The organism is Ornithobacterium rhinotracheale DSM 15997 (genome assembly GCF_000265465.1).
Classification (GTDB): Bacteria; Bacteroidota; Bacteroidia; order Flavobacteriales; family Weeksellaceae; genus Ornithobacterium; species Ornithobacterium rhinotracheale.
Map to the genome: position 1 here is coordinate 736360 of NC_018016.1, position 13964 is coordinate 750323.

Here is a 13964-nt window from a genome sequence, read left to right on the forward strand (position 1 = left end):
TAAAGGATGAAGTTTTTAAGTGATTTGATGAAGAATAGTAAGCTATTGGCGTTATCGCTGATAGCTTTTATAATATTTTTGTTAGTTCGTAGATTTAATAGAGTTGTAACTGTTGTTAAACAAAAAATGGAGGATGCAAAGCCTTTGGTTTTAAAGGAAAAAACTACAGAACAGTTTGTGAAGACAAATTTTAGATTTTGGTCTGAAATGTTTAAAATGTTTTTTTCGGTTGGATCCTTTGACCCTTATTATGTTACACATGGTGTAAGAACGTTTAAAACTCCATTGGAATATGGGATAGAGTTGGGGAAAAGTATTGTTCCAATTAAGACAAAACCAAAGTTAAACAATCAACCTAAGAGCTCCGCACCAAGTCCAAAGTTAAATAATCAACCTAAGATACCCGCACCAAAACCAAAGCTTCACCCAGAGTGGCAAAAGGTTTTGGATAAATTTAATAAATCGTTATATGGGCAATAAGAGAAGAAATAAAAGAAGAGATAAAAAAATGACATATTTAAAAGCAATTGCCCTGCTAGCTGGAAGTTGGTGGGCTTATAAAATATCAAAACCAAAGTCTAAAGTGGAATTTGGAGAATTGGAACTTGTGGGCGTTGATATTGTGGAAAATTTAGATTTTGAAAAATATAAAGATGAGCGTCTACAAATAAATGGTTTTGATGCTGGTTCAAATTTATTTATTGAGAAAAAAGTATTTGAAAAGGCTTTGTCATTAGTGAAAAGTGGTAAAATGAAAACCAATCACATGGCGGCTATTCTTGCTAATATAATGATAGAATGTCATTATAATGAAGTTTTAGACGAGGAGCCAAGTCGTAAATGGTGGAATGAAAATTATTTTGGTGATTTGAAATATACACCTAGAAATTATTTTGGATATAGATATGGTAATTCTTCTAAATCTAGAAATGGAGGAAAAAAAGGTAAAGAGATTGGTAATAAATCTTTTGAAGATGGATATACTTTTAGAGGACGAGGATTGTGTCAGCTTACTGGACGATTTTTGTATGAAAAGTTTTCGAAGGTTAATGGGGTTGACGCTGTATCAAATCCAGATTTAGCGAGGGATTTTGATATGAATTTTAATTATATGGTTTGTGCATTTATGCATTGGAAAGGTGCTTTATTTAATGGTTATAATTTAAATAGAGTTATGCCAGAAAATAGTTTGGAATTTTCTAAGTCTAGAATGATTTTAAATTATGGTGAGTATGTTTCTAAGAAAAATAAGAACCACTTAATAAATTCAAATGGAATGGCGTTTTATAAATTGTTAAATAAATTTTTAGAAGATGACACAGCGAGAAAAAAGAAAAATTAAGTTTTGGTTATTCATCTTTTTAATAATCTATCTATTATTTAGATTGACCAAAAAGACGAGTATAAAGGAGAAAGTAAGCACAGGAGATAATTCCTTGTTGCCACTGGATACAAATAAATTCAAGGAACCTGTGAGTTTGCCCAAAGTAGAAAAACCAAAGTTTGATAAGGTTTTTGCAAAAGGCGGTTCTGCAGTGAGAAATGAAAAAGCATTTAGTCAAAAAGTTGATGATATGATGCAATCAGAAAAACAGAAGGGAAAAATACCAGTAAAAAGTGATGTGGTTAAAAAACTGCAGGAGGAGCAGGCAAATGATTTTTGTTCTGAATGTGAGGAAGAAAAGAGAAGGGAGCAGGAAGAAAGAAAGCGTAAAGAACAAGAAGAAATTAGAAAGAAGTTGCTTGAGAAGAAAAATAATTGCAACCAAATAAGTGAAGTTCCTGTAAAATTTCATTATGATTGTGAGGAGCCCGAGAAAGTTAAAATAACTGGCATGGGTGGACTTGCTCTATTTAGAATGCCATCAACTGGGCATTGCAGGGTATTAAATTTATATGGTGAAACTACACGTGTAATTCAGAGTTATAATGATGGGGAAAAAGAATATCTTGTTGAGCATGGGCATTATATAGATTTGTTGGGATATGTAAAGGCGCAGGTTTCAAATATTCAGCTTGATAGTAATGGGGGTTTTGAACAATTGAGTTAAACAAAAAATAAAGAGATATGACAAATTTTGTAGATAGGACAAAGATTTATAGTATATTAGGATTTACGGGGGCGGTTTCGTTTGATGAGCTAAAACCGCTTCTAGCAAGTTTATTGGCTATTGTGCTTGATTTTGCGTATAGCTTTGCAAAAAAGAAATTAAAGATTTAAAAGATAAAAAAGATGAGTGATTGTGTGATAGTTATTGATAATAGAAAGTTTAGGAGTGAGCTTTTGTGTCGAGAGGTTTCTACAATTGATTTATCGGATAATTGTTATTATCAAGTAGGTCCATATTTTTATACCGCTAATGCATTTAAGCGTTATTTGATTGACAAGTCTCATTATGTTATTTATAAAAGGTTGATACCATTGGACGGAGAACCTGTGAAAGATTTACCAAATTTTATAGATGGATATGATTCAAATTCAGCGATTTTGTTAAGTTATAATGTTGGAACTTTTTATGATGGTTTTGTTGTAACGAAGAATAAAAACGGATATCACTTTAGAAATAGTACTAGTAAATTTGTTGGAGTTTATTTAGATGTACCAGATCCGTACAGTAATGAAGTATGCCAATTAGAATCTGGACAGGAATTTGATTATAAAGGATCAGGACCATTTGTTTTATATAATGGAGATGAAGAAATAAGGGGCATTGAATAATGAGCCATAAGAACGATTATAGCTGTATAGTTTTCGGATCATTCGGGGTATTCAAAATGCAATATGTGCATGATTTGTATAAGTTTAGCCAGTGGCTTGATAGTTCCAAGTTTAGAGATTGGAAATATTTTAATGTGTATGACCGTAGGACTGGGGAGTATTTAAGACGCTTCTATAACGGAAACTATATACCGAGGTTTTTAAATTAGTTTGTTATAATAATGAGAGAGACTGCACCTTTGTTGGTGTGGTTTCTTTTTTTTTATCTTTTTGCTTTGCAATATTTGGCATTTATTTTGATAATGGTATTAACATATTTAAAAATCACTTAAAATTATTATCATGAAAAAAATCTTACTATCATTTGGACTATGTTTAGCCGTAACCGCTGGGTTTGGACAAAGCAAAGAGGCTTATAAAGAAATTAGAAAGTATTACACTGAAAAACAGATAAAATACATTGAAAAAGAGTTAAAAAGCTTTTTTGGTGATGATGGATATACTCGAGATAGGGTTATTTATTTTTGGCAAAATTATGAGGATTACTCATATCCAAAAGGTGAAAAGCAAAAAAAGGCTTATTATAATTATTTCATCTATCCATATATAGGTGAGTTTCCAAATCGTTTATTTTATCAAGTTAGTCTTGTTGAACCTAAATATATAGACTAATGGCACGGAGATTTAAGCATTTGGACTTGCACGATAGGGCGATGATAGAGGCTTATTTAAAAGCTGGCTGGTCTATCTCGAAAATAGCTCGTGAACTGAAAAGGGATAAATCTACTATAAGCAGGGAGGTAAAGAGGAACCGAACGAAAAAAGGAAAATATAAAGCAAAGACAGCACAGACGCTCTATTCTGAAAAGAAAGAGCGTTTTTTGCGTTATAGAAGGTTCACAAAAGAAATTGAGAAAAGAGTAAGACAATTTTTGTATAAAAGATATTCACCGCTCCAAATAGTCGGTTATTGTAAAAGCCTGGGACTGGAAATGGTATCAGTTGAGAGGATTTACCAATATATAAGAGAGGATAAGCGAAAGGGAGGTTATTTGTATAAGTATTGCCGTCACGCTTTGAAAAAGAGAAAGGCGCAAGTTTCTAAAATAGTTGAAAAAATAAAGAACCGCGTAAGTATAGAAGAACGCCCGCAGGTTGTGAATGAGCGTAAGGAGTTCGGACACTGGGAGGGTGATTTGATAGAGGGCAAAAATCATAAGGGTTATTTGCTGACACTTACGGAAAGAGTATCAAGGTTTTTATTTATTAGATATTTACCTAGTAAAAGTGCAGATGTTGTGGCAAATGCGATGAATGATGTGCTGCTTCCATATAAAAAAGTGGTCAAATCAATAACATTGGATAATGGGCTGGAGTTTGCAAGTCATGAGATAGTGGCAAAGAAATTGCAATCAAAGATTTATTTTACAAATCCATACTCTAGTTGGCAAAAGGGACAAATTGAGCATATGAACAAACTTGTTAGACAATATGTAAAAAAAGGTTCGGCAATTACAAAAAGTACCGCTAATAATCTGAAATCGGTGCAAAAAGAGATAAACGATAGACCGTTTAAAGTGTTAAAGTTTTGCAAGCCTCGTGATGTTTTTTTTAATTTTGTGGATAATGTTGCATTTAGGGGTTGAATCTAGCTTTACACTTTCGCCCATTCAATCTTAAATGTTTGATTTTCTAACATTTAATTATTTTTATTTTTTTTGCTTAAACGGATTTCTGATTTTTACTTGTTGCACAAATTTAGCTTCCATAACATCTCCCAACTCGTTCACTGCGGGGCGTATGTACTTATTGTTCTCTTGCAAATAGTGAGAAAGACGCTCAACACTTTTCAAGACTTGGTCATAAATTTCCTTGTCTCCACCTAATATGGTAGCCCCACCAATGGTTCCGTCGCTTTTGACTACAAAGCCAAATTTAACTACTAAAAAATCTTTGTTTTTATCGGCATTCTCTGGATATCGGGTGTCTAGATTTTTACTAAAATCATCGTCAAACTTAATTAAAAAACATTTTAAAAGCATTTCGTTATCATTTTCATGATTTTTGCAACCAGGATACACGGGAAATTCTTTTATTGTCTTTTCTGGTGATTTTTCTTTTTTCTCCTTTTTAATTTCTTCTTTCTTAGCACTAGATTCTTGCGCTTGCAGGCTTGCGAACATTCCTGCTAGAAAAATACTTAAAAATATAATTTTTGACTTCATATGTTAATTTTATAAGTAAAGATAAAAATTTCATTTTAAATAAAAAAGCCACCAGAATTAGATTGTCTCTGATGGCTTTTGACTTATTTTCAAAGCCTTTTATTTTTTTAATGAAAATATATCAAATTATCCTTTTTGTAGTCTCACATCTTGTGTGATGATCAATTCTACTTTTTCGCCGTTATTCATTTTGGCTGGTTCGATTAATTTATTCTTGCGGCGAAGATACTCTGCCACTCGTTCCAAGGCTCTTTTGGCTTCTGGCTTAAAGACCTCATCGCCATACTTAGGATCGATATGGGTGATGTAGCCATTTTGATCGACATGGAATTGCAAACGCACTTGCACCACATCTTTGTTGGTATCTGGAAATTCGTTATTTAAATATTTTAGAATTTCTCCGCCCAATTTATCGCTAAAGCATGCGATCAATTTTCGCTTGTCGCCTTGATAGCTCTCGCAACCTGGGAACACTGCCATTTCGCTTACACGCGTTACGCTCATGGGTTTCAAAACACGCTCTTCCTCTTTGTTAGATTTATTAATTTTTTCTTTTATTCCAGTTAAATCCACATGTTTTGGTGCTGGAGCATTACTTCTCACCAAATCAATTTTTGGAGGAGTAGGCTCGTCCACGGGTTTTAAATCTGGCGGGGTTTCTAGTTTCTCCACCATTTCGAGCTCATCTGGCATTGATACTTCTGGCTCGGGTAATTCCTCTTGCACCGCAGGCTCTGGCAAGTCTTGCTCTGGCTCTACTTCTACCACAAAATCGTTTAAATTTGGATTAAAAACATCTGCTATCTCATCGGCTTGACTCAATTCTACTGGCGAATTTGCCTTTACATTGAAAGAGAACCACACGGCGAGTAACACTACATTCAGCCCAATTAAAAAGAACAATTGGCTAAGTCTTGACGGGTTTGCGTCCTTGTTTTTCTTGGGTTCCATAATTAATAAGGTTTTTAAATTAAACAAAAATTTCTATCGTTTAAAAAACCGCAATAATTAACCCAAAAAAATGCCTAAAAATCGGGTTTATAGCCCATTTTTAATCATTTAGCAATAAAAATATAGAATATTTAAATTTCCCCAATTTTAAGCAAAAACTTTAACACGCATTTTAAATAATTATGAATGTTAAAGTCTAAAACCAACAAACTATAATTCAGCAAATTACATCAAATTCTATTTTTGGCACGGAGTGTTTGGTAGATTTTAATTAAAATTATTCCCACTACGCCTCCTAAAATATCAAACCACCAATCGTTCCACTCAAAGCTGCGCCCCGTGGGCAAAAGGTGTTGCAAAATCTCGATGAGTATGCCTACCGCAGCGACTAGCCCAAGATTGATCCACTCATCTTTATCAAAAGCTAAATAAAATAATATGGAAAATGTGGTGAAAAGCCCTGCATGCACGACTTTATCTACCCCTGTAAAGAGATAAGTCTCTAAGAAAGAAGGTCGTATCTCGTCTACCGGAGAAAGTGTGAGGTAGAATACCCCCACAAGATAGAGCACAAATACGACCTTGTTAATTACAGATGATTTACTCTGTGATTTCTTTGTAAGCTTCGGCATCGAGCAATTCGCTTGTATCTGCGTCTGTTACTTTTACTTTGATTATCCAGCCTTTTCCGTAAGGATCTTGGTTTACTAATTCTGGCTCATCGTCTAGGGCTTCGTTTAGTTCAATTACCTCTCCTGCTACTGGCATGAATAGGTCTGAAACTGTTTTTACCGCTTCGATAGATCCGAATATATCTCCAGCTGAGAGCTCATCTCCTTCTGAATCTACATCTACAAACACGATGTCTCCTAATTCGCTTTGTGCGTAATCGGTGATTCCGATGGTAGCTACATCGCCCTCGATTTTCACCCACTCGTGGTCTTTTGAGTACTTTAATTCGCTTGGTACATTCATAATAAATTTATTTTTAGTTAATTTCCAAAAGTAAAGGTTGCGTTGATACCTGCACGCAATGTGCTTAGTGGATACGCAGTTGATATTTTGTATTTAGTAATCATTTGATCGTAGAACAAACTTACATTAAAATTTTTACTAAACATATATTGTGCGTTAAATTTTAACGAAAATAATTTCTGCCCGCCACTAACTTGCAAATCGTCTGTCAATATTCTTCGGATTGAAACTTCGTTATCCCTCATGGCTAAATCTGCTCGCAAATTTAAATCTCCTTTAATGGTTTTGCGCTTGCCCATGTAGTACATTTTAAGCGATACATCTTTGATGATGTAGCCAAATCCTACAACTATTTCGCTTCCATAATCCTCGGTCAAGGTATAGTTGCTCAAGCTTAAAGATACCAATCGATCGCGATTATACTGCATTCTAAGCTGCATATTGTTTCTGAGCCTAGCCTCTACCCCAAGGAGTGGAGAGAAGGATTCTACCACGCTCACGGCACCATACACATTGCTTGAATATAGGTTTCCATTTCCGTCTACTCCCTGTGTTGGATTCCCGTGTGCATCGACCGAAACGCCTCCGCCTGAAGTGAATTGTGCGGGCTCGGTAAATTTATTTAAATTAGACTGAACGCCTGAAACGGTTTTGGTCGAAACATAATTATGAGATAATTCAAATTGCTCAAAATATTTAGCTATAATCGGCACATTGGTAAGCCCTGTGTAGGTAATGCTCCAGTTTGGAAGTGGGATACCTCGGCGCAAATCAAAGCTTTTGCGAGATAATGATTTCCCTTGATAAGCACTCAAGAATGCTGGTACTAGCACATCGGCACTCGACAATCCAAAGCCTTGAGCATAGCCATCTCCATCGGTATCTGTTAAGCCTAATTTGGCTCCTTCACGCATAGAGACTTCCTGGGCAAAACCTTTTAATTTCTGGTATAAATCATTTTTAGATTTAAAACTTGCACCTAGACTTATGGTTGAATTGGTAATGTTTTCTTGAATATTCTCATAGGCTCTTTCATAGCCAAACACCTCTTTTCCATTTTCTTTAATGATGGTATTAAACCCACTTTGGAACATGTTTTTGTTGTAATTTCTTCGGCTATTGAAATCTATCTTGAGTGATGGCGATGGCTCCACTTGCAAGTTGGCTGTAAACACTTCTGCTTTGACTGAGGCATATGGCTCTGTTAAAAACTCACTGCGGGTAATCCAACCGTTTTCTACCGCTAGTTGCCTTACATCTGATTGCGAACCAAACAGGAATGAGGCATTTGGACCTGCGCTATTTTTACCTAAACCAAAGAAATTTGGCTCAGCTAATATACCTGGCAAAATAATTCCGCTATTGGTACTATAATTAAATCTTCCTCGTTTTATGCTTTGCAATCCTAAGACTAAATAATCTCTAAATCCTAAATGGTTTTTAATCTTAATTTTTTGTTTTCTTAATCGTTTAAAACCATTTTTCTCCTCCACCAATCGTTGATAGTTCTGTCTTAGAGAATCCAGCTCGGCTTGGCGCAATGTGCTTTTGTTATTTACTTTTTCTATAAAATCGAACTGAGAGTATAGTTTAGAAAAGTCTAAATCTCCTACCCAATTGATGTTTTGAGAATTTTGCGATAAGTTTCCTACATCTTGAAGCTGATTATCTACCTCGGCATAGTTTGAAAGACGAGCTTGCCAATCATAAGTTGCTGTATAGCCCACCTCTACATCTGCCCACTCTAGGTATGGGAGCAGGCGTATTGGTGTTTTCCAGTTGGCTTGCAGTTGCTGATTGTAATTAATCGGTCTGCCTGCCTGCACTATGTCTTTGAATATTAAGTTCTGATCTGGTGCATCAATCACTTTATCGGCTAGCGTGCGAGTAGATGCGTTGTAATCCACACGGAAAGAACGCGTTAAATCAAAACCTACATTATATTGCCAACTGAACAAGAAATTGTTTCCATAAGTTGGTTTAAAGCTCAATGCACTAGAACCTGGCACCAAATAGCTATTGATGTCACGGTATTGTTGCTCATTGTAGGTACGCATAACATCGGTGCGGAACGCTAAACGAGCTGGCAATGGATTTACATTAAATTCCTTCACCCATTGCAAATATCTAGCTGATTGTGCCGTGTCGCTCACCATATACCAATTCTTGAATGGCTCATAGCTTTTTCCTCTAAAGGCATAATTATAATTAGCACCTAAACGCAAATTTTGCTGAACATTATACACCGTGTATATATCTCGATAGTAGTTTGAACTATAAACACCAGAAAGCGAAAAGTTTTCTATATCGTAAAAATGTTGTTTAGCTTTAGAGTTGGTTCTTTCTTTTCTGATGTTTGAAAAGCCATATGAAACATTTTTAGAATAGGTGCGAACGATTTTTTGCAATTCGTTTTTGCGTGGATCTTCGTTAAACTTCACATCATTATCCAATGGATTATATTCTGGATCGATGAATTCCTCTTGAATCGAATAATTGAATGGCAATCTCACGCCCCATTTCTTAGGCAAGAATTTATCTAAATTCACCGAGGTATTGATGGCGTAAGATTTAACATCTTCTTGCTGTCTTTCCACTGGACCGCGATCAATAGGACCAAAGCCTGCTGTGGACATGCTTCCCGTAGCACTCACTTGTGCTAAATCTCCTAAATTAAAGTTTAAATTAGCCGCTGCGGCATATCCTCCTTCGTTTTTAATGCCAGAAAGCCTAAGCTCATTTACCCACACTACAGCATCTTCTACATTGGCATTTCCCGTGTTGCGAACTCCAATCATGATGGTGCTGATGTTTCCTAAAGATGGTTTACCTTTAACATAAATGTATTTCCCCGCTTTAGCATCTACAGGATAGGCAAAACGCTCTGCAATATTGGCTTCGTAGGATTTCTTTTTAGCTTCTACAAAGAGGGAGGTTTCTACCTCTATTCTGTTCTGAGATGGCCAAATTTCTTCTGGAGAAATAGCGTTTATATTAGTATATTTCAACGGCAATTCATATTCATAATAATTTTCGACCAAATCACTACCCAAACGCAAGAACAATTTTAATTCTCCCGTAGGATTATTGGTAGGCGTGTGCAAATGCGTAAACATTTTTAATTCCTTAAATCTTCGCAAATCTAGATTGGTATTTTTAAACACAGCTCTTGCGTCATTTGCCTTCAATTTAGAAATATTCAACACCATAGAACTTTCATTGATGCTTTGCATTCCGCTGGTAGTTTGGATTTGTTCGCGTGCAATCCCTGGAGGAATTACATATGGAGGTCTTGCGGTTCCGTTTTCTTCAATATTTACGGTTCCTACGCTTAGATTATCCACATTTAGACTTTGTCCGCCCTCTACCGAAACATTGTTTGGATAAAGGTTTCTTTGGTAGCGAATCCAACTGCTTCTCACCATATCAAAACTTCCGAAACGGAAACTTATTTGCTCATTAAAGCCTTTAAAAATCATACGCATGAATCTCGCCGCGGTGAGCACATTGTCTGAGGCGGCTCCTGCATTGAGGTCGTAATCGTCTATCGGGATTCTGAAGAGATACCATTTAGAACTAACGGTTTGCCCGTTTTCTAAAGATGCATGCGTTTCTTTAACATCAACAATAAATTTGTTATTTATATTTAATTGGCTCTTACTGATCGGGATTGTATATTGATTATAATTTTCGATTCTATCTAAATTATAGTCCATATTCACATCCTCTGCATCTGGAATTGCCGTAGCAATTTCCATGGTTCCTGTTTTTGAGTTCCCTTGAGGATTTCTAAAATATTTATATCTATTTGGTAGATAGTTTCCGCCTGCATAGTTTTTCCAAGCATTGTCCATGTAATACACAAAGTCATCTGCCGCTGGGTCGATCTTCTGTGTTAGAGGATTCACATCTGTGGCAAAGGCATCGTAACCAGGGGTTACAGCTTCTTGCTCATTGGTCAATCCATTGTATCCCACATCTTGCAACTCCCGAGCCGCTCCTTCTGTAAAGAATGTGTACAATATTGGTTTTTCCTTAGGTTGTTTTCCCCATTCGCTGTGCTGCTCTGGATTATCTTTTTGGTTTAATCCATTTTCATAAAGCATTTTCCCGTCTCGCAACAAATCTTCTGACACGCTTCCTAGTTGTAGTAAAATTTTGGAATCCTTTGTGTCGCTCGCTCCGTCTAGGTACGGATCCATCATCCAGAATTCCACATACTCTACATTGGCTTGCTTTAAATTAGTAACATTAAGTGCGCGTGTAATACCTCCCCACAAATTGGCTTGTTGCTCATTCTTCCAATTTGGATTTAAGTTATACGCCCCACGGGTTTGAGGATAATAAGTTACATCAAAAGTATTTAAATACGATGGCATGCCTGCAATCAAATCTCGCTCTGTGAATAGCTCTCTGGTTTGCACTCGGCGCGAAGCTTGATTAGACATTTCGGTCTTGGACAATGGCGATTTCCCGCCCGAACCGTAAAAACGCGGATCTATATTGTACCAAGAAATCATTCTTCTATTATAGTTTAAGCTAAAATCATTTGGATTAAATATGCTAGACGGAAAGTCTGGATTTGGCACCGTAGAACTTTCAATCGGCGTGGATGCTAGTCGCCAAGCGTTTACATCATCTAAATTAATTCGAGACAATGCATTTTCAAAATCATCGATATATGATTGATTATTTGTTGATTGATTAACTCCTGGTTGCAAGTATGCTCCTTCGGCTGTGAAACTAATGTTTGACGGAGCGTCTGTGTTTACAAAAGGAATTTTATCCGTAAGGCGAGTTAAGATATTAGCCTCGTTGTTATACATCACATTTGCCCCAAAAATAGAGTTGCTTACAGGCTCTGCATTATATTGTGCTTTTTGCGTATTACCTGGCATACGCTCTTGGTAATTCATGTAAGTTGCCCCAATGGTTAATTTATCCGAGAATTTATGCTCTACATTAACGCCCATCAATCGTCTAATTTGAGTATTAAATGTAGAACGATTCTCTAGGCTCACATTGATTGGCGCCCCCGAATCTTTCAATAATTGATTTATGATTTTCACCCTACCTAATTGGTAATCTACGGTATAATCCACACCTTCGATTAATTCCTTGCCATTTGAGGTGACTTTTACAGAACCTTGTGGCACATTAAATGCTCCCAACGGAATCCCATCTCCGCCATCACTTTTATATTGTCCCTCAATGAAATATCGGTTTACGGCTGGATTTTGCTCAAATTCTATTGGTAATTTTTGGTATAAATCATTTAATACAAATTTACTATCACTTCCACCTATTTGTTTTTCAATCGTTTTACCAAAAGGCTCTATGGTTGTAAATTTAATTTTTGCATTTTGGACATCAACAGTGATTCCATTTACAAAATCAAACAATCCATCTCCGTACAGATTTCCCATTTTCTGCACTTGCCCGTTCATGTTCAATCTATCCATGTTCAGCACTTGCAGGAGCGTCTTTTCCTCTACTCGGGTTCCTTGCAAATAGTTAATGGCACCACTTCCTATTTCTGGATCTCGGTAAAATATATTTAGTCTAAAATCTTCTTGCGAAAGCTGGTATGCATTAAGGGAATAAATGTTTTTCATCATTAAATCCCACAAAGGCGATTTTGTATTTACCGAAGAGTTAGATTTAATCAATTTAGCGATTAAAATATCTTTTTGCTGATCCGAAAACTCCCCTACCATAAACGATTTACCTGGCTGAGAGGTCAATGTATATTGATACGAAACGGCTAATAGCTCATTGTCATTAAGCGGCTGATTTAAAGAAATGTACCCCAAATCAGGAAATAATTGAAATTCACTAGGTTCTAGCTTTCTCACATTTTCATGCACTAGATATTGCTCTCCCACCTCATACGGATTTCCTTGACTATCTTTAAGCGACAAAGCTTTTACCAATTCTTCCACATTCACTCCGCTTCTCACGCCTGCTGCGGTGGCAATTCTATTATAGATTTTCCCATTATTTGGATAGCTTGCATTATTCCCCAAATCACGCACTGCTACGATAGATCTTCTAGAATCCTGATTTGCGTTCCCTCTATCCACTACCCAAACTTCGATTCTAGAAATATTGATTTGAGACGAAATGAAAGGATAATTTGCTAAAGCAGCATCGTATTTATTTCTAAAAAAATGAGAAAGGAAATAGTGCTGATTGATATCGTAATCTTTGGCATAAATTTTGAAGGTATTGACAACACCTCCTCCCTGAACCGTGATTGTTCTAGCTTCTGATTCCTGTTGAGAAAATACAGATGTAATGTAGGTATTCCCAAACTTCAACTGCGTTTTTGCCCCAAACAAGGACTGAACGCCCGTGATTATAGAAGTGCTTAGAGGCATACTTACATTTCCAAATTCTATATTTTGAATAATATTATCCTCGCCACCTTCTCCATTCGGTCTCCAAGCGAGATTCATTCTATTTTCAAAACCAAATCCTGCTTGGGTATCATAATTCGCCCCCAGTTGAAGATTTTCTCCAACTTTACCTAAGACACTTAGCTGAATACGCTGTTGCAAATCTATTGCAAAAGACTTTCTATTTTGTGGCAAAAGTTGCGGATTTTCTAAGTTTTGATAATAAACTCCCAATCCCAGAGATGCGTATCCCTTCGGCACTAGTTCTATTTTACTTCCCCCAAAAATAGTTTCAAATATCTTATTTCTCACCTGCAAACTTGGCAAGACTAGTCCTTTATCTTTTTCGGAAATCTCTGTACCAAACTGTTGATTTCGCCTTTCCTTATCCACTGCCTGAGACTTTTGCTTGTAATATTCCCCCATACTCTGGCTAAGGAGCATATTCAGATACTGTTCTTGATTTAAGATGATTGGATCCCCATAAACCAAACTACCTATTTTCTGCCTTAATATATAATTTCCCGTAGCAGAATCATATTGCGAATAATACCCCATAGGAGACTCTAAATACAATCCCCCAGACTGGTACTTAAAAGGATATCGCAAAGTGTCGCTCTCTTGAGCCTTGGCTTGTGGCGTTAGTAAAACAAAAGCTACTATAAAAAGTAGCACCTTATAACATATTGTATTCAC

At 36.3% G+C, this 13964-nt stretch carries 13 protein-coding genes; 8 read left to right on the forward strand and 5 right to left on the reverse strand.

The window, feature by feature from the left end; genetic code table 11:
* Positions 1–6: 6 nt before the first annotated feature.
* From ORNRH_RS03435 to ORNRH_RS03460, 8 genes are all read left to right on the forward strand, one after another.
* The gene (locus ORNRH_RS03435) at positions 7–480 is read left to right on the forward strand and encodes a hypothetical protein (RefSeq protein ID WP_014790226.1); all 474 of its coding nucleotides are present in this window, start codon (positions 7–9) and stop codon (positions 478–480) included.
* Positions 470–1342 (forward strand): hypothetical protein, encoded by an 873-nt coding sequence (locus ORNRH_RS11540; RefSeq protein WP_014790514.1) that lies wholly within the window; start codon positions 470–472, stop codon positions 1340–1342. Before ORNRH_RS03435 ends, ORNRH_RS11540 begins: the two co-directional genes overlap by 11 nt.
* Positions 1314–2051 carry a hypothetical protein gene (locus tag ORNRH_RS12400; RefSeq protein ID WP_014790264.1) on the forward strand — a complete coding sequence of 246 codons (738 nt, stop codon included), beginning with the start codon at positions 1314–1316 and terminating at the stop codon, positions 2049–2051. The genes ORNRH_RS11540 and ORNRH_RS12400 overlap by 29 nt, the downstream gene beginning before the upstream one ends.
* A gap of 17 nt (positions 2052–2068) precedes the next feature.
* Positions 2069–2221, forward strand: coding sequence for a hypothetical protein (locus tag ORNRH_RS12080; protein WP_014790515.1), 153 nt, complete (start codon positions 2069–2071; stop codon positions 2219–2221).
* 12 nt (positions 2222–2233) lie between these two features.
* Positions 2234–2719: a hypothetical protein gene (locus ORNRH_RS03450; protein WP_014790475.1), complete on the forward strand. Its 486-nt coding sequence runs from the start codon at positions 2234–2236 to the stop codon at positions 2717–2719.
* The gene (locus ORNRH_RS11870; RefSeq protein ID WP_014790516.1) at positions 2719–2928 is read left to right on the forward strand and encodes a hypothetical protein; all 210 of its coding nucleotides are present in this window, start codon (positions 2719–2721) and stop codon (positions 2926–2928) included. Before ORNRH_RS03450 ends, ORNRH_RS11870 begins: the two co-directional genes overlap by 1 nt.
* A 133-nt stretch (positions 2929–3061) precedes the next feature.
* Entirely contained in the window at positions 3062–3391 is a 330-nt protein-coding gene (locus ORNRH_RS03455) for a hypothetical protein (protein ID WP_014790517.1), read from the forward strand.
* On the forward strand, positions 3391–4365 hold the full coding sequence (locus tag ORNRH_RS03460; protein WP_014790518.1) for an IS30 family transposase: 975 nt from the start codon (positions 3391–3393) through the stop codon (positions 4363–4365). The genes ORNRH_RS03455 and ORNRH_RS03460 overlap by 1 nt, the downstream gene beginning before the upstream one ends.
* A gap of 63 nt (positions 4366–4428) precedes the next feature.
* On the opposite strand, the gene ORNRH_RS03465 is transcribed toward ORNRH_RS03460, so the two are convergent.
* The 5 genes from ORNRH_RS03465 to sov form a co-directional block, all read right to left on the reverse strand.
* Positions 4429–4944: a hypothetical protein gene (locus ORNRH_RS03465; RefSeq protein WP_014790519.1), complete on the reverse strand. Its 516-nt coding sequence runs from the start codon at positions 4942–4944 to the stop codon at positions 4429–4431.
* Between the two features lie 126 nt (positions 4945–5070).
* Positions 5071–5895 (reverse strand): hypothetical protein, encoded by an 825-nt coding sequence (locus ORNRH_RS03470; protein ID WP_014790520.1) that lies wholly within the window; start codon positions 5893–5895, stop codon positions 5071–5073.
* A gap of 230 nt (positions 5896–6125) precedes the next feature.
* Entirely contained in the window at positions 6126–6527 is a 402-nt protein-coding gene (locus ORNRH_RS03475; protein ID WP_081484551.1) for a VanZ family protein, read from the reverse strand.
* Entirely contained in the window at positions 6496–6870 is a 375-nt protein-coding gene (gene gcvH / locus ORNRH_RS03480; protein WP_014790522.1) for a glycine cleavage system protein GcvH, read from the reverse strand. The genes ORNRH_RS03475 and gcvH overlap by 32 nt, the downstream gene beginning before the upstream one ends.
* Positions 6871–6887: 17 nt before the next feature.
* Complete coding sequence (gene sov, locus ORNRH_RS03485; protein WP_036601233.1) at positions 6888–13964, reverse strand: T9SS outer membrane translocon Sov/SprA; 7077 nt, start codon at positions 13962–13964, stop codon at positions 6888–6890.